Origin of the sequence: Brevundimonas sp. SORGH_AS_0993, from assembly GCF_030818545.1 — a bacterium.
Taxonomy (GTDB): domain Bacteria; phylum Pseudomonadota; class Alphaproteobacteria; order Caulobacterales; family Caulobacteraceae; genus Brevundimonas.
Genome location: NZ_JAUTAH010000001.1, coordinates 2598955 through 2616015, shown reverse-complemented (window position 1 = coordinate 2616015; position 17061 = coordinate 2598955). Strand labels below are relative to the sequence as shown.

The window sequence follows — 17061 nt, the reverse complement described above, 5'->3', positions numbered from 1 at the left end:
GGCCGCCGTTCCGGTGTTCGACGTCGAGGCGATCAGGCCAGGACCACGATGGTCACGCGGCGGTTCTGCGAACGGCCTTCCGGCGTGTCGTTGGAGGCGACCGGCTGCTCCTGACCATAGGAGATGGTCGCCATGCGGTTCAGGGCCACGCCCTGACGGTTCAGGAAGCGGCGCACGGCCTCGGCGCGCTGCTCGCCCAGCTGGTCGTTGTGCTGGGGCGTGCCGGTGGCGTCGGTATAGCCCTGGATTTCCAGATAGACGTTGCGGTTCTCGCTTTGCAAACGCTGGGCGAACTGGGCCAGGCGCTGCTCGGCCTCGGGCGACAGGGCCGCCGCGTCGGTGGGGAATTTCACGGAATCGTCGGACAGCACGACCTGATAGAGGAACTTGCCCTCGGCCAGTTTGTGCGCGTCGTTGGCGCGTTGCAGGGCCTGGCCTGCCGTGCCTTCCACTTGGGTCACGCGGTTGTCGACGACTTCGACCTGATCACGCACGAAACGATGGCTGGCGCAGCCGCTGGCCGCAAAGCCTAGGGCGATGAGGGCGCCGCCGACGACCGCCATCCTGAGTTTCGATCTGCTCAAGTTCTGTCTCCTTCTTGCCGGGGGCGCCACGCCCAGTTCATGCGCCAGATGAAAATGGCGTAGGCTGAAAGGCGGAGTAATGACGTGCTTTGGGCGGGAAGATGTCAGCTTGACCATAAGCCGGCGCCCGGATTTCGCGTATTCTTTTCAGATTATGGAACCGACGGGCGAGACGCGGCGTTGGTCCGCCGACGGCTGCGCCGGATGGCGGGCCGGCTGATCTCAATGAAATCTGAAACGCCGCCCGGTTGTATTCGGCCCAGCGCCTCTTTCCTGACGCGCGCGGATGTTTTGAACGGCCTGTCGTGATTTTTTACAGGCGTTTCGTTGCGATGACCATGCGACACAGGCTGCCGGCCACATCACGGATGGGCGATTGAGACCGGCGCGGACACGGCGATGGGCGCTGGCGGCGACGCCGATCCTGGCCGCGCATCTGGGGCTGGCGCTGCTGATGCACGGCGGTGCTGAGCCGATTGTCGAGACGCCGCAGACCCTGCCCATGATGGTCGAACTGGTCGAGCCGCCTCCGCCGCCGCCTCCCCCGCCCGCCCGCGTGATCGCGCCCGCCCCCTCGCCCGAACCCGATGCGCCGGCCGCCGCCGCCCAGGCGGCCGCGCCGCCCAAGCCCGCGCCCCAGCGGCGACCGCCGGCCGTGGCGGCGGCGCGACCGCGACTGGTGGTGAGCAAACGCCCGCCGGACGTCGAACCCCTGCCCGCCGTGCCCGCCCCGCCGGGTCCGCCCCTGCCCCTGCTGGGCGCGGCCCAGATCGCCGGGGCCATGACGGTCGGCGCAGGTCCGGGCGGCGGCGGCGGAACGGGCGTGGGCGGATCGGGCGGCTCAGGCGGGACCGGCTCGGGTCCCGGATCGGGCGGAGGATCGTGCGACATGGTGCGCTGGGTCCAGGACGCCGTGCGCGACGACCACGCCGTGCGCCGCGCCGTCATCGCCGCGTCCCAGGACATGGACGCGAACGGACGCGCCATCCTGGTCTGGAACGGCGACTGGCTGCAAAGTCGCAACCAGGCGGGCAAAGGTCTGGCGGGCGTCCGCCAGGCCATCGCTTTGGAGGTCGCCTTCGCCCCGGCCGAGTGCAAGAGCCAGCGGATGACGGGTCTTGCGGTGCTGAAGCTGGAAGACCGCCCCGGCGGGGCACAGTTGGCCCTGGGCAAGGGCAGCTGGCGCTGGTCGGACCTGTTGGGCGCAGGCTGAGGCGCCGGCGCCCATTCAGACGGTCGCATGAGAAAAACACCGTCTAATTCGTCTGAATCGTCTGAATTGCCCCTCCCCGGCCGTGCGGCGCGTCACCTGCGGACGAACCGAGACAGGATCGCACGGTTTTGGGGCATGGGCAGGAAGATGACGCTGGCGGGCGGCAGGGTGTTGAAATCGTTGGACTGATGTCACGCGGATAGGACGGCTACGCCCTATTTCTCGTCATCCTCCGGCAAGCCGCGCCTTCGCGGCGCAGACCGGGGGACCCAGCGGCGCGCGGGAGCGCGAACCTGTCGCGGAGAGTAGCGCTTCAACATCGTGCGGCGGACGCATCGCCTTCGGCGCCGCTGGGTCCCCCGGTCGCTTCGCGCCGGAGGATGACGAAAGAAGAAGTAAGGCGTGGTGTTCAGGCAGGCGACGCCGGGCGGCGAACGATCCAGCTTCAGCCAGGCCCAGAAGGCGAAACAGCCGCCGATCTCCGCCAGGGCAGCGAGGGGATAAACGAGGGCCAGCTTCATGAGAAGTTTCCTACGCCGTCTGTTCCACCGCCGTCATCCTCGGGCTCGACCCGAGGATGACGGAGGAGACGAACCCCCTATTCGTCCGTCTTGGCCTTGGCCGCCCGCTCGGCCGCCAGCTTGGCCAGGACCCGGCCGCGGCCGCGCGACAGGGCGTGGATGGCGCCGCGCATGGTGGCGACCTCCTGCTCCGAGAAGGCGGCGCGGCCCAGCATGACGCGCAGGTTCTGGCTCATCGAGCGCTTCTTCTCGGGCGGATAGAAGAAGCCGCCGTTCTCAAGCTCCTCCTCCAGATGTTCGTACATGCCGACCAGCAGGGCGTTGGAGGCGGGCGCCTCACCCTCGCGGAAACGCGGCGGCGGGGCGTCCAGGATCAGGGTGCGCCATTCATAGGCGTTGATCGCCACCGCCTGGGCCAGGTTCAGCGAATGATGTTTCGGGTCGATGGGAATGGTGACAATGCCCGAACACAGGGCGATGTCGGTCGTCTCCAGCCCGGCCCGTTCGCCGCCGAACAAGAGGCCGGTCTTCAGGCCCGAGGCGGTGTCGTCATAGAGGACACGGCCGGCCTCTCGCGGGGTGCGCACGGGCTGGCGCGTCTCGCGCGGGCGGGCGGTGGTGGCGAAGACAGTGTTCAGGTCGGCGATGGCCTCGGCGACGCTGTCAAACACCCGCACGCCGTCCAGCACCCAGTCGGCGCCCGAGGCGGTGGCCCAGGCCCGTTCCTGGGGCCAGCCGTCCCGAGGGCTGACCAGGCGCAGGTCCGACAGGCCGAAGTTGGCCATCACCCGCGCGACGGCGCCGATGTTCTCGGCCATCTGCGACTTGTCGAGGATGACGGCGGGGGGGATCAGATCAGGCATTGGCGCTGCTATAGGTGAGGCGTGCTAGTGAGCAAGAGGTGAGCCGAGGCGTCGATGCGCGCACGGCCCGCTCACCCCTCGCTCACTAGCACTATTCACCCCCACCGCTCACCAAGGCCGAAATCAGTCCTCGCCCACCATGGCGATCCAGGGGTCGGCGGTTCCGGCCTCGACCTCGGCGACCTTGACGGCGGGCCAGCCGATGGAGGCGCTGCCCGAGGTCGTCCAGGCGGTGATGATGAAGTCGCGCAGTTCGCCCGCGCCCGCCGCCAGACGTTCGTTGACGAAGGCCGCGCCACGCGGGTCGGCGTCGCGGAAACCGCCGGCCTTTTCCAGCCGATAGAAGGGGATCACCGTGCCGAGCGTCGTGGTCAGATAGGAGACCGTGCGCGCCTTGACGTCGAAACCGTCCAGGTTCGCGGCCGGCATGGCGGCCTCGATGGCGTCCAGACGGGCGACGCGGTTGGTGAACTCGCCCTCGAACAGGGCGTGGGTCTGGCGCGAGTTGGTGAAGCCTTCCGGGTTCGGGAAGTCGCCCCAACCGTTGTAGTGAATGCTGGTGTGATGCGGTTGCGAGCCGTCGCCGACATAGTGGCCCATGACGCCGATGTCGCGCAGGATCAGGGCCTCGCGGCGGATGCGATCGGCGCGATACCAGGCCTGACGCTCCATATTGGTCTCGCGCTTCTCGGCGGCGTTCAGCACGCGCCAGTAGGCGAAATCGCGGCCCAGCTGCTGCCAGGCATCCATCATGGCGTAGGGCAGATAGCCGGCGTCGTTGACGTCCAGACCGGCCTTGGTCAGGGCGGCGTCATATTCGGACTTCAGGCGCGGCAGGTCGTTGAGGCTCATGCCCCGCTGGTCGAAGACGCGGCCCTGGTCGTCCAGGTCGACGAAGTGGGCGGTGTCGCGTTCGCGGTCGTGCGGCTGGCCGGCGCCCTTCCAGCGGTCGGGCTCGCGCGCCAGTTCGCCCACGTCGGCGATGGCGCCGGGGGTGCGCAGGAAGGCCGGCAGATCGTCCGGCAGGGCCCGCATCGCCGCCACGCCGATCAGGCGGTGGCCGGTGTTGCCCCAGGCGGTGACGGTGACGGCCGGCGCGGCGACCGCGACGAGGGCCAGGGCGGCGATGGCGAGACGTTTCATGAAGGGGCTCTGACGAGGGGGGTGTCGGCTCCTAAGAGCATGATCGGAGGTGGGTGAATAGTGGTAGTGAGCAAGGGGTGAGCGGCAACACGGACGGCGTGCGAACGCTCACCCCTTGCTCACTGACACTCTTCACGCGACGTCCTTCAGTCGCCCACCGGCTCGCCCGCGACCGGCGACGGCGGGCCTGCCTCGTCCTCGTTCAGCAGGCGGCCTTCGCGGCGCGGCTTGATGTAGGGTGCGGGTTGCGGCGTCGGCATATTGCCGCGCATCAGCTGGCGGCCGGCCTTGAGCCCGCCGGTCAGTTGCAGATCCAGACGCGCGTCGTCGCGGCGGCGCACGTCGCCGATGGTCTCGGCCGCCTCACGCTCGTCCAGACCCAGTTCGACCAGGGCGCGTTCGCCGAACTTCAGCGCGGACTCGAACGTCTCGCGGATCTGGTAGTCCACCCCGGCCTGGATCAGGCGCATCGAATGCCCCCGGTCGAAGGCGCGGGCCATGATCCGGGTGGTCGGAAACTCGGACTTGACCAGTTCGACGATGCGGTCGGCGGCCTCGGGCTTGTCCACGCAGACCAGCACGATCTCGGCCTCTTCCGCGCCGGACGCCCGCAGGGTGTGCAGCTGGGTGCCGTCGCCGTAATAGACCTTGAACCCGAACTGGGAGGCGGCCTGGATCATCTCCACGTCGTTCTCGATGATCGACACGTCCACGTCGCGGGCCAGAAGGGGCTGGGACACCACCTGGGCGAACCGGCCGAAACCGATGATCAGCACCTGGCCGCGCAGGTCCTTGGCGAAGTCCACGCCGTCGGCGTCCTCGGCCGACAGTGTCGGCTTGGGCAGAAGGCGCGCGATCAGGATCGAGGTCAGCGGCGTCAGGGCCATCGACAGGATGACCACCGCCGACATCATCGCCCCGATCCGGGCGTCGAACAGGCCGGCGGCGACGGCGGCGCCATAGAGGACGAAGGCGAACTCGCCCCCTTGCGCGAACAGGCCGGCACGCTCGACCGCCTCGTGATGCGACGCCTTGAACAGGCGCGCGACCGCATAGATGCCCACGCCCTTGACCAACATGAAGACCACGACGCCGCCGATGACCAGACGCCAGTCGGCGATCACCACCGACATATCCAGCGACATGCCGACGCTGAGGAAGAACAGGCCCAGCAGGATGGCGCGGAAGGGCTCGACGTCGGCTTCGAGCTGATGCCGGAAGGTGGATTCGGACAGCAGCACCCCGGCCAGGAAGGCGCCCATGGCCATGGAAAGCCCGCCCAGAGACATGGCCCAGGCGGCGCCGACCACGACCAGCAGGGCGGCGGCCGTCATCACCTCGCGTCCGCCATAACGGGCCAGCAGGCGGAAGATCGGATTGACCGCATAGCGGCCCGCCAGCAGCACCCCGCCGACCGCCGCGACGGCGAAGCCGACGGTCTGCCACAGCGGCGGCGCATGGTCGGTCGCCTGTCCCGTCACCGAGGCCAGGACGGCGACGATGGCCAGGAGCGGCACGATGGCCAGGTCTTCCAGCAGCAGGATCGAGACGGCGCGTTGGCCCGGCCCGCCCGCGATCTCGCCCCGCTCTTCCAGCATCTGCATGATGACGGCGGTGGACGACAGGACAAAGCCCATGGCGCCGACGAAGGCCACGGGGGCGGAGAAGCCGGCCAGCATGGCCGTGACGGTCAGGATCAGGCCGCAGAACAGAACCTGGGCCGCGCCAAGGCCGAAGATTTCCTTCCTCAAGCCCCAAAGGCGTTTGGGCCGCATCTCCAGCCCGATGATGAACAGGAAGATGACCACGCCGAACTCGGCGACGTGCAGGATGGTCTCGGGCTCGCGGAACAGCTTCAGGCCGAAGGGACCGATGGCCAGGCCCGCCGCCAGATAGCCCAGCACCGAGCCCAGGCCGACGCGCTTGAACACCGGCACGGCGATCACGCCCGCCGCCAGCAGGGCGGCCGCCGCGCCCAGATCCAGTCCCGTCGTCGCCTCGGCCATCTTATTCCCTGTCTCTTCGCCGCTGATATTGGGGAAGCGGAGCCGATAATGCGAGCCCGTTCAGCCGAAGACCGAGCCGATCTTCGTAAGACCGTCCCCGGCGGGCTTCATGACCGCCCAATCGTCGACCAATCCGTCGGCCAAGGTCTTCAATCGCTCAAGCATCGCCTGCATCGGATAGGGTCCGGTGCTGATCCGGCATGCGCCCGCCTCGAACAAGGTCTTCGCGGTCGGCGCATCGGGACCCGCCATCAAACTGATCGGGCCGCGGATTCCGTCAGCCAGTCTGCGGACGATGGCGCGATCCGTCGTTCCGGGCAGAAAGACCACGTCCGCCCCGGCGTCCAGCCAGGCGCGTCCCCGTTCGATCGCCATATGGATGCGATGGTCCTCGTCGTCGCCCAGCCCAAGCAGGAAGACATCCGTGCGTGCGTTGATCACCAGATCCGGCGCGGCCTCGCGGATGGCGGCGATGCGAGCCTGTTGCGCCGAAATCGTCGTCAGTTCGCCAGGAGCGGCGTAGTCGGCGTCCTCGAAATTGATCCCGACGGCGCCCGCCGCCCAGGCCTGGCGCGCCGTCTCGGCCGCGTCAGTCGTGCTCGCCCCATAGCCTGCCTCGACATCGGCGTTCAGCGGCAGGTCGAGGGATCGCGCGATCGTCGCGATCTCCCGCATCATCGCCTCGCGATCCAGCCCCTCGCCGTCTCGCGCCCCACGCGCCCAGGCGACGCCCGCGCTGGTCGTGGCCACGGCGCTGAAACCGGCAGTCTGGAATACCCGCGCACTGGCGGCGTCCCAGCAGTTCGGCAGAACCAGATCGCCGTGAAGATGCTGGTTTCGGAATGCCTCGGCACGTCGAAGCTGATCGGTCATGCTTTAAATCTCCTGTGTGACGACGGCCTTTGACATCAAAGCCACGTTCGGTGCTGGCGATTTTCGGATGCGACCTTAATCCGTTCCAGCGCCACAGTTTCGCCTCAGAGCGACCCGCGACTGGCGTCAAGAAAACAACCGGAGGAAGCCATGTCCCGTCTCGCCCGGATCGCCGCCTTGTCAGTGTTGAGCCTGTCGGTCGCCGCGCCGCCGGCGGCCCTGCCCTCCGTAGCCTTGGCCAAGCCGTTGGATGGCGAGCCCACGCCGGCCGCGTGCCGGCCTCTGGGATTTACGCTGGAAGCGGAGTCCGAGGTGGAGGATCTCGTCGTGACGGGATCCCGCATCCAAGGTCGCACCGCGACGACGCACGCGCCGATCGCGCCGCCGCCACCACCTCCTGCACCGCCGCCTCCGCCCCCACCGCCTCCCCCACCTTCGCCGGCGCCGCCTGCCGCCGTGACAGGGAGCGTGGGCGTGACCGGGTTTCGGGTTTCGCCGATCACGCCGGCGCCAGCGCTCCCGCCGGCCAACACCGAACGCTATCCCGACGCGACGCCCAATCCGGTGAAGCGGACCAGCGATCAGCCGGTCTCGACCTTCTCCATCGACGTGGACACGGCGTCCTATTCGAACGTGAAACGCTTCATCGACGAGGGCCGCGCGCCGCCCAGGGACGCGGTTCGGGTCGAGGAGCTGATCAACGCCTTCGACTATGACTACGCGCGGCCGACCAGCCAGAGTCGGCCGTTCGCCATCACCACGGCGGTCGCGGCCTCGCCGTGGGCGCCGGGCCGTCAGATCGTGCACATCGGGCTGCAAGGTTATGAGCTGCCGGCGGGCGAGCAGCGGCCGCTGAACCTGACCTTCCTGGTCGATGTCTCCGGCTCGATGCGGTCGGCGGACAAGCTGGACCTGGCCAAGAAGGCGATGAACCTGGCCATCGACCGGCTGAGGCCGCAGGACACGCTGGCCGTCACCTATTACGCCGAGGGCGCGGGCACGACGCTGCAGCCGACACCGGGCGATCAGAAGCTGAAGATGCGCTGCGCGGTCGCCAGCCTGCGGGCGTCCGGCGGCACGGCCGGGGCGACCGGCATGACCAACGCCTATGACCAGGCCCAGGCCAGCTTCGCCCGCGACAAGGTCAACCGCATCCTGATGTTCACCGACGGCGACTTCAACGTCGGCGTCACCGACGACAAGCGGCTGGAGGACTATGTCGCCGACAAGCGCGGGACAGGCATCTATCTGTCGGTCTATGGCTTCGGGCGCGGCAACTATCAGGACGCCCGGATGCAGGCCATCGCCCAGGCCGGCAACGGCGTTGCGGCCTATGTCGACGACCTGAACGAGGCGCGCCGCCTGTTCGGCCCGGCCTTCGACAAGGGCGCCTTCCCCATCGCCGACGACGTCAAGATTCAGGTGGAGTTCAATCCCGCCCGCGTGGCCGAATGGCGGCTGATCGGCTACGAGACCCGGCTGCTGAACGAGGAGGACTTCGCCAACGACCGCATCGATGCGGGCGAGGTCGGATCGGGCGCCAGCGTCACGGCCCTGTATGAGATCGCCCCCGTCGGCGGCCCGACGCAGATCCCCGAGCGCCGCTATCCTGACAATCGCATCGGCGTGGGCGGCGGCGACCCGAACGGGGAGATCGGCTTCATCCAGGTGCGCTACAAACAGCCGGGCGACAACCGCTCCGCCCTGATCCAGCAGCCCCTGACCAATCGCACGACCGGCCCCGTCCGCGCCGCGCCGCCCGAGGCCACGCGCTGGGCCATCGCGGTGGCCGCCTTCGGCCAGAAGCTGCGCGACGATCCGTGGCTGGCGGCCGACTACGGCTGGGACCAGATCCTGGACCAGGCCCAGGGCGCGCGCGGCGAGGATCCCTACGGCGAACGGGCCGAGTTCGTGCAGATGATCCGCGCCGCCCGCGACCTGCAGCCGCGCGCGACGCCCTGAGAGCCGCAACGGAAACAGGAACCGCAACGCTCGCGACGGGTTTTCAGGGCCAGACACTGTCAGGCCCGACACCGCCAAGGAGCGCTCCATGAAGATCCGCGACGTGATGACCAAGGACGTGCATATCGCGCGCCCCGGCGACACCCTCCAGGAGGTCGCCGGCCGCATGGCCCGCGGCGACTTCGGCTTCGTGCCCGTCGCCGACGGCGATCGGCTGATCGGCACGATCACCGACCGCGACATCGCCGTGCGCGCGGTCGCCGCCGGGGCCGCGCCGACGGCGACGGTGATCGAATACATCACCCGCGATCCGCACACCGTGCTGGACACCGACGACCTGAAGGTGGTGCTGGACCTGATGGGCGCGCGCCAGATCCGGCGCGCCCCCGTGGTGGACCGGCATGGCCGCGTCGTCGGCGTCGTGTCCCTGGGCGACCTGTCGATCCGCGTGAAGGAGAAATACGCGGGCGAGACGCTGGAAAGCATCTCGCGTTAACCGCGACGCGACACCGGGCGTCAACGCCCGTGCGCCATTCTGTCGAGCCGCCGCATGAAGTCGGCGCAGGAGGGCGGGATGGCGCGCGCGCAGTTTCAGAAGGGTCAGAAGGTCTGGGTCGAATGCGTCGGCGCCTGGGCCTTCGTCGAAAAGGTCCAGCCGGTCTGGGCCAAGGGGTTCGAAGAGCCGGTGCGCGTCACCTACGACGTCGGCCTGGGGCGCGAGTTCGCCGCCCATGAACTGATGGTCGCGGCCGAGGATGCGGCGGCGGGCGACGGTCTGGACAACTGGCGGCTGCTGCGCGCCCACAACAGGTGGCAGTCGCCCGAGGACTGCCTGCACCACCCCTATCCGGGCAGCTATCCCGTGGTCGTGACCGACGTCGCGGACTGGGGCGGCTGGCGCGTGCCGGGGGCCGAATACGACCGCACGCCCGAACGGATCGAGTTCCAGGCGCGGCTGATCGCGGCGGCCCCGGCCCTCCTGCGCCTGGCCGAACAGCTGACAGCCCTGGTCGGGGAAAACCCGGACGACGCCCCGCCGGCGGTCCTGCACCTGGCGCGGCAGGCCCGCACCACCCTGAATGCGGTGACGCAGGTGGCCGCCCCGCCGCCCGAGCGCCTGTCGTCGCCCGCCGCGGCGGCCTGACCGTTAAGAAACCGCTAACCCCATCTCGACAGGAATCCGCGACGCAGCCTAGATTCCCCCTCAGGGTGATTTGGCGGGAGCGGGTCCTTGGCGGGCATAGAGCGGCGAAGGAAGAAGTCGGGGCGTCGCGCCGCCGATCACGCCGCCGCCCGCGCCCTGTCCATGCCGGCCTGGCTGCGGATATTCGTGCTGAGCCTGGCCCTGGCGGCCACCGCCTATGTGCTTCTGGTGTCGCGCGAAGTGACCCTGCCGACGCGAGAAGTCCAGACGCTGACGGTCGAGAACCACATGTTGCAGGCCCGCCTCGCCGCCGCAGAGGTGGCCGAACTGGCCCGCGCCGCTGCGGATGATGCCGGCACGGGTGTCATCCGCCTGCCCGCCGTGACGGGCGCCACCCTCAGGGTCGTCTCGGCCCAGGGCGTGGTCCTGGCCTCGGACCGCGCCGCCGAGGTCGGCCAGCCCGCCGCGCCGATCATCGGCGCGCCCGCCGCCGACCTGCCCGCGCTGAAGACGCCGCGCACCGTGGTCCTGGAAGGGACGCCGCGCACCCTCCTGGCCGCGCGCGCGGGTCCGGACGGCCCCTATGTCGTCTCGCTCTCCGACCCCGCGCCGGGCGGGTTCGACGCCCTGATGGACGAGGCCTGGGTGTTGATCGCGCCCGTCCTTCTGGGCCTGGGCGTGGTGGGCGTCTATCTGATCCATACTCTGCGCCAGTCGCGGCGCAATCGCGCGGAAAGCCAGTCCGAGAAGCGTTTCCGCATCGCCGTCGAGGCGGCCCGCTGCGGCGTGTGGGAATGGGACCTGGAGGCCGGAGAGGTCGATCTGTCCGACTATATGGCGACCCTGCTGGGGCTGGAGGAAGGCGGCGTCGCGCCCGCCTCGGCGGTGATCGAGCGCGTGCATCCCCGTTTCCGCGACGCGGTCGGTCACGCCCTGCGCCAGGCGACCGTCTATGGCGCCTTCGAACTGACTTTTCCCGTGCAGCAGCCGAACGGCCGGATCCGCTGGGTCGACGCACGCGGTCAGGCGCGCGGGCCGCGGGGCGATACGGGCTTTTCCGCCATCCTGGGCGTGGCCCTGGACATCACCGAGGCGCGCCGGGCCAAGGCCGCCGCCCAGGCCGCCGAAAGCCGCCTGCGCGACGGCGTGGAAAGCATCTCCGACGCCTTCGTTCTGTTCGACCGTCAGGGGCGCGCTGATCCTGTGGAACCAGGCGTTCGAGGACGCCTTCGCCTTCCGCGCCGGGGTCGTGCGGCGCGGCGCCCTGAAGGACGAGCTGAACCGCATCGCCGCCCTGGCGATCAAGGCCGAACACCCCGCCGCCGGGGGCCGCGCGGGCCTGCGCGAGGTCGAACTGCACGACGGCCGCTGGCTGCAGCTGGCCGAACGGTTCACCTCCGAGGGCGGCTCCGTCGTCACCGCCGCCGACATCACCGCCATCAGACGCCAGGAGGCCGAGCGCCGCCGCGCCGCCGACGACCTGCGCGCCACCGTCGACCAGCTGGAGGCCAGCCAGGAGAAGCTGTCGCTTTTGGCCCGCAAATACGAGGTCGCCATGACCCGGGCCGAGGCCGCCAACCAGGCCAAGTCCGAGTTCCTGGCGAACATGAGCCACGAACTGCGCACCCCGCTGAACGCCATCAACGGCTTCTCCGAGATCATGGCCAGCGAGCTGTTCGGTCCGCTGAACGACAAGTACAAGGGCTACGCCGCCGATATCCTGAAGTCGGGCCAGCATCTGCTCAGCCTGATCAACGACATCCTGGACATGGCCAAGATCGAGGCCGGCAAGATGACCCTGCACTACGAGCCCGTGTCCCTGCAGACGGTGTGCGAGGACGCCGTGCGGCTGATGCGCGGCAAGGCGCAGGAAGCGGGCCTGACCATAGCCATAGACGCCGCCGACCTGCCGCCCATCCAGGCCGACCCTCGCGGGGTCAAGCAGGTCATGCTGAACCTGATCTCCAACGCCGTGAAGTTCACGCCCGAGGGCGGCCGCGTCACCCTGTCGCTGACGCCCTTCCAGGGACCGGCGGGCGAGGACCGCGTCCGCGTCGCCTGCGCGGACACCGGCATCGGCATCGCCCCCGAGGACCTGGCCCGCCTGGCCCGCCCCTTCGAACAGGTCGAGGGCCAGCACTCCAAGACCACCCAGGGCACCGGCCTGGGTCTGGCCTTGACCAAGTCCCTGATCGAACTGCACGGCGGCCGCCTGACCCTGGAAAGCGAACCCGGCGTCGGCACCGTGGTCAGCTTCGACCTGCCGGTGAAACGACCGGACCAGACCGTGCAGCCGATCCGGGCGGCGTTCGCGGCTTAAGGTTCAGACGACGATTGCCCCGCCCCGTGCTTTAATCGGCCGGAAATTCACAACCCGACTTGGTCGAATCTGGTCGGGAGCGTTGGCCAGCGGCACCCTGATCGGCGTTCCCAGTGCACATGCATTACAAGGAGCGCCGTGATAGGTTTTTACTGACCGTGGACTCGATTGCTGAAAGCTGATTCGACGCCGATGCGCCCCAAATCAGGCCTCCCCAAACGCAAAGCCTTGCGGCGCATGCCGGCCTATCAGTTCGGCTTTCGGAGCAATCCCGGGATCCAGGGGCAGCTGAACCCGACATTGCGTGAGAGGCGTGAGGGCGGTCACGCGCATTCAGGCGGGATTTCGACGGTCAGCTTTTTCGCAGGCTGCGGCGGCCTCGACCTCGGCGCACTTGGTGGGTTCACCTTCATGGGCAAATATTACGCGCCGCAGCGATTCAACATTCTCGCGGCCTACGACAACGATGCGAATGCGATTGGAGCCTATAGGCTGAACATCAGCGATCATGCCCATCTGGCGGACCTTACCGAAATTGACATGGAAACAGTTCCCGCCGCTGAAGTGCTCTTTGGCGGATTTCCGTGTCAGGACTTTTCAAGTTGCGGCCATAAGATGGGCTTCTCCGGGCCTCGCGGCCTACTGTACCAAAAGATGGTCGATTACATGCGAATCCATCAGCCGAAAGTGGTTGTTGGAGAGAATGTTCCTTTGCTTAAGGGCATGCACGAAGGGGCCCTGCTCGCTCAAATCGTGGCCGATCTGGCAGCTGTCGGGTACACGGTGAAATACTGGTACCTGAACTGCCCGGACTTCGGCTTGCCGGCCTCCAGGAAGCGGATTTTCATCATCTGCGTCCGCTCAGATTTGCCGGGCTTCCCCCGACAGCCGGAACCCACGCATGTCATGCGCCATGTCTCGATCGATGAAGCGATCGATGACTTGATTCCGGTCGAGGATGAAAGCGTTCCCAACCAGTCGCAGTATTTCGTGGCGACGAAGGCCACGGCTGGCGCAGGACAGGGCGACCAGAAGTCAGTTCGAGGAAAGATCGGTTACGCGGTGCGCGCAAACGCCAAGGCGCGCATTCATTTTCACCACGCGCTCGACCGCCGCCTGACGGTGCGAGAACTCGCTCGACTGCAATCTTTCCCGGATGAGTTCATTTTCCCGTACTCCACAGGCGGAAACGTCATGCTTATAGGCAACGCCGTGCCGCCCATCGTAGGGCATGCCGTGACAAAAACGGTCGCCGACTATCTCGAAGCTTTGGACAGCAGCGCTTTGAAGTGGGCGTCATGACCTTTGCGAACGATGACCAACGCTATCGTGAAATTCTCCTCACGCCGATAAGGATCTGCGCGGACTATCGCCCCGCTTTCGGTACGAGCCGAGGACAGGAAGAAATCACGCTCGACGCTTTCAAGCGTCTGTTTGGAACAGACCCCCTCTACCACTGGCTCGGGCTCGATTCCCCGCTGCTGTACGCAGCCCACAAGGCCGCCGGAGGCATGACGTCCGTGTACCGCCAAGTCGGCATCGGCTGCGAGCGACTGGTCCGAGCCATCATCCAGGATTCCCTGTCGCTCGATGACGAAGCGGTTCGGTGGGGCTACGATTCCATCCGTAGCGACGGCAAAAACCAGAGGCTGACGCTGGACGCCCGCATTGACGGCGATCACTTGGATAAGAAGGCGCGAAGCCGTCTATCGAAATGGCTCGTGAGCGCGAGCGAAAGGATCAACCAGCACCGCGACATCAAAGGGGCTGTCTTCGAGGTCCGGCAGGGCTATAAGAGCGCTGACGCCAAACGCCAGAACGCCGACCTGCGTTTCGGGCTCGCAGCCTACGATGAACGGTATCTGCCCGTGGTTATGGTGATCTCCACCCAGGTGAGTTCGGTGGTCATTGAGCGATACCGCCAGAACAAGCTCCTGGTCCTGACGGGCTCGGAAAGCATTGACGCGACGAGGAGCACCTATGCCTTCTTCGACAGCGTCATAGGCTACTCCCTGAACGACTTTTTCCAACGCAACACCGCCGCGATCCGAGCGGAAGTGACGGGTGTGCTCGAGGCCCTGCTTACGCCGGCCTGAAGCGGGGCGTCCATCCTGCTTGGAATCGGCCGGGCGACGCAAAAACTGCCCGGCCTAAACCAACTCCACGCCCATCGCGGTCGCTTCGCCGCCGCCGATGCACAGGGCGGCCATGCCTCGGGTCTTGCCGTGAGCCTTTAGGGCGGACAGCAGGGTGGTCAGGATGCGTGCTCCTGAAGCCCCAAGCGGGTGGCCCAGGGCGCAGGCGCCGCCGTTGACGTTCATCCGGTCGTGGGGGATGCCCAGTTCCTGCATGGCGATCATCGGCACGATGGCGAAAGCCTCGTTGACCTCCCACAGATCGACGTCGTCCGCGCTCCAGCCCGCCTTCTTCAGCGCCTTTTGCAAGGCGAAGACCGGGGCGGTGGTGAACAGGTGCGGTTCCTGGGCGTGGGCGGCCTGGGACACCACGCGGGCGATCGGCGTCAGGCCCAGGGATTCAGCGGTGGACCGGCGCATCATGACCAGGGCGGCGGCGCCGTCCGAGATCGAGGCGGCCGAGGCGGCGGTGATGGTGCCGTCGGCGCCGAAGGCGGGGCGCAGGTTGGGGATCTTGGACGGGTCGGACTTGGTCGGCTGTTCGTCGCGGTCCACCGTCACCGCCCCTTTGCGGGTCTTGACCTCGACCGAGGCGATCTCGGCGTCGAAGGCGCCCGTCTCCTGGGCGCGCTTGGCCCGGCCGGCGCTTTCGATGGCGTAGGCGTCCTGCTGCTCGCGGGTGAACTGATAGTCCTTGGCCGTGTCCTCGGCGAACTGACCCATCAGCTTGCCGGGGGTGTAGGCGTCCTCCAGCCCGTCCAGATACATGCTGTCGGAAATGACGTCGTGGCCGATGCGCGCGCCGCCCCGGTGCTTGGTCATCAGATAGGGGGCGTTGGTCATGGACTCCATGCCGCCCGCCACGATCACGTCGGCGGAACCGGCGGCGAGCGCATCGTGCGCCATCATCGCCGCCTGCATGCCCGAGCCGCACATCTTGTTGATGGTGGTCGCCTCGGTGGACACGGGAAGCCCCGCCCCCATCCCCGCCTGGCGCGCTGGGGCCTGGCCCAGGCCGGCGGGCAGGACGCAGCCCATGATGATCTGCTCGACCTTTTGCGGGTCCAGGCCCGCCCGGTCCAGCGCCGCCTTCACCGCCACGGCGCCCAGGTCGGTGGCCGTGGCGTCCGACAGCGCGCCCTGGAAACCGCCCATCGGCGTGCGGGCGTAGGAGACGATGACGACGGGATCGGCGGACGACATGGCGGTTTCCTCTTGTTCAAGCGGGAGATAGGCGTCTTCCCGCCCGTTGTGAATGCGGCCGAGGCTTCAGGCGAAGTGCAGCCGGCGGTACTTGCCCCGGAAATACAACAGGGGATCGCGCCGGGGCTCGAACCGCGCGCGCAGCACCCGGCCGATGAAGATCAGATGGTCGCCCGCCTCGATCACCCGGTCGGTGGCGCATTCGAAACTGGCCAAGGAGCCCGACAGGATGGGCGCGCCCGTGTCCCACGCCTCCCAGGCCACATCCTGGAAGCGGTCGCCGGCGCGGGCGAAGACGCCGGACATCGGTTGCTGGCCGATGTGCAGCACATTGATGGCGAAATGCCGGGCCGCCTGGAATCGCTCCAGATTGGTCGAGCCGCGCGACAGGCAGAACAGGATCAGCGGCGGGTCCAACGACACCGACGAGAAGGAGTTGGCGGTCAGGCCGATGGGCCGGCCGTCCGCGTCCAGGGTCGTGACCACCGTGACCCCGGTGGCGAAACAGCCCAGGGCGTCGCGCAGGGTGCGGGCGTCGGACCCGGCCTGATAGACCACCGCCTCGCGCGGGGCCTCCCGCTCCAGAAACCCCAGGACGGCGGCGTTCAGTCGGTCCAGCGCCTCGGCGCCCTGGCCCGGTTCGACCGCCAGCATCGGCAGGTCGTCCAGCGCGGCCGTCGCCTCGGCCGCCATCGGACCTTCGCCGACCACGATCAGACAACTGGCCAGGGCCGGTCCCGTGACCGCCAGGGCCGGGATCACCCGGTTCAGCGCCGCCGGGGCGCACAGGACGGCGGGGCGAGAGGAAAGGTCGGTCAACAGACGCCGCAGGGCCGCAGCCCCGTCTTCCTGCGGCAGATCGACCTGAAGGACGTGCCGACCCGCCTCGGCCAGGGCGCGGGCGATGTCGCGCCCGTCCGGCGACAGAGGCGCGGCCTGGCCGATCATCAGCACCACCGGATCGTCGGGCGAACCCCGGTTCTGGATGTCGAGGCCCCCGATACGGGGCGGCGAGACGGTCATGGGGCGGGGCGGTCCGATCCTTGGCGAAACCCTCTAATAGGCACGACCGCCGTTGCGGACCAGAGCGGGAC

The 17061-nt window shown here is 68.1% G+C and carries 14 protein-coding genes and 1 pseudogene; 8 read left to right on the top strand and 7 right to left on the bottom strand.

The genetic code is table 11. From position 1 onward, the window contains the following. Positions 1-32: 32 nt before the first annotated feature. Positions 33-584: an OmpA family protein gene (locus QE389_RS12875; RefSeq protein WP_307367965.1), complete on the bottom strand. Its 552-nt coding sequence runs from the start codon at positions 582-584 to the stop codon at positions 33-35. A gap of 376 nt (positions 585-960) precedes the next feature. Here QE389_RS12875 and QE389_RS12870 point away from each other — a divergent pair, with 376 nt between their 5' ends. Continuing rightward, a complete protein-coding gene (locus tag QE389_RS12870) occupies positions 961-1797 on the top strand; it encodes a hypothetical protein (RefSeq protein WP_307367962.1) in 837 nt (278 codons plus the stop codon). Between the two features lie 598 nt (positions 1798-2395). Here the strand turns inward: QE389_RS12870 and QE389_RS12865 are convergent. The 4 genes from QE389_RS12865 to QE389_RS12850 all read right to left on the bottom strand — a co-directional run bounded on the left by QE389_RS12865 (position 2396) and on the right by QE389_RS12850 (position 7203). After that, the gene (locus tag QE389_RS12865) at positions 2396-3181 is read right to left on the bottom strand and encodes an RNA methyltransferase (RefSeq protein WP_307367959.1); all 786 of its coding nucleotides are present in this window, start codon (positions 3179-3181) and stop codon (positions 2396-2398) included. A gap of 123 nt (positions 3182-3304) precedes the next feature. Beyond that, positions 3305-4324, bottom strand: a complete 1020-nt coding sequence (locus QE389_RS12860; RefSeq protein ID WP_307367955.1) for a S1/P1 Nuclease — start codon at positions 4322-4324, stop codon at positions 3305-3307. A 146-nt stretch (positions 4325-4470) separates the two neighbouring features. Beyond that, a complete protein-coding gene (locus QE389_RS12855; RefSeq protein ID WP_307367953.1) occupies positions 4471-6330 on the bottom strand; it encodes a monovalent cation:proton antiporter-2 (CPA2) family protein in 1860 nt (619 codons plus the stop codon). Positions 6331-6390: 60 nt separating this feature from the next. Next, on the bottom strand, positions 6391-7203 hold the full coding sequence (locus tag QE389_RS12850; protein ID WP_307367950.1) for an isocitrate lyase/phosphoenolpyruvate mutase family protein: 813 nt from the start codon (positions 7201-7203) through the stop codon (positions 6391-6393). Between the two features lie 150 nt (positions 7204-7353). Between QE389_RS12850 and QE389_RS12845 the strand changes: the two genes are divergently transcribed. The 7 genes and pseudogenes from QE389_RS12845 (at position 7354) to QE389_RS12815 (ending at position 14725) form a co-directional block, all read left to right on the top strand. Continuing rightward, positions 7354-9165: a VWA domain-containing protein gene (locus tag QE389_RS12845; RefSeq protein ID WP_307367948.1), complete on the top strand. Its 1812-nt coding sequence runs from the start codon at positions 7354-7356 to the stop codon at positions 9163-9165. Between the two features lie 88 nt (positions 9166-9253). Beyond that, entirely contained in the window at positions 9254-9661 is a 408-nt protein-coding gene (locus QE389_RS12840) for a CBS domain-containing protein (protein WP_307367946.1), read from the top strand. 78 nt (positions 9662-9739) lie between these two features. Continuing rightward, positions 9740-10309, top strand: a complete 570-nt coding sequence (locus QE389_RS12835; protein WP_307367945.1) for a hypothetical protein — start codon at positions 9740-9742, stop codon at positions 10307-10309. Positions 10310-10471: 162 nt separating this feature from the next. Beyond that, positions 10472-11359, top strand: a pseudogene (locus QE389_RS12830) (PAS domain-containing protein); the annotation flags it as partial. A gap of 199 nt (positions 11360-11558) precedes the next feature. Then, entirely contained in the window at positions 11559-12629 is a 1071-nt protein-coding gene (locus tag QE389_RS12825; RefSeq protein ID WP_307367944.1) for a HAMP domain-containing sensor histidine kinase, read from the top strand. A 168-nt stretch (positions 12630-12797) separates the two neighbouring features. Continuing rightward, the gene (locus tag QE389_RS12820; RefSeq protein WP_307367941.1) at positions 12798-13931 is read left to right on the top strand and encodes a DNA cytosine methyltransferase; all 1134 of its coding nucleotides are present in this window, start codon (positions 12798-12800) and stop codon (positions 13929-13931) included. Beyond that, complete coding sequence (locus tag QE389_RS12815; protein WP_307367940.1) at positions 13928-14725, top strand: hypothetical protein; 798 nt, start codon at positions 13928-13930, stop codon at positions 14723-14725. The genes QE389_RS12820 and QE389_RS12815 overlap by 4 nt, the downstream gene beginning before the upstream one ends. Positions 14726-14779: 54 nt before the next feature. Here QE389_RS12815 and QE389_RS12810 read toward each other — a convergent pair whose 3' ends face one another. Both QE389_RS12810 and QE389_RS12805 read right to left on the bottom strand, forming a co-directional pair. Beyond that, on the bottom strand, positions 14780-15967 hold the full coding sequence (locus QE389_RS12810; RefSeq protein ID WP_307367938.1) for an acetyl-CoA C-acyltransferase: 1188 nt from the start codon (positions 15965-15967) through the stop codon (positions 14780-14782). Between the two features lie 66 nt (positions 15968-16033). Continuing rightward, positions 16034-16990: a flavin reductase family protein gene (locus tag QE389_RS12805; RefSeq protein WP_307367936.1), complete on the bottom strand. Its 957-nt coding sequence runs from the start codon at positions 16988-16990 to the stop codon at positions 16034-16036. Positions 16991-17061 lie beyond the last annotated feature (71 nt).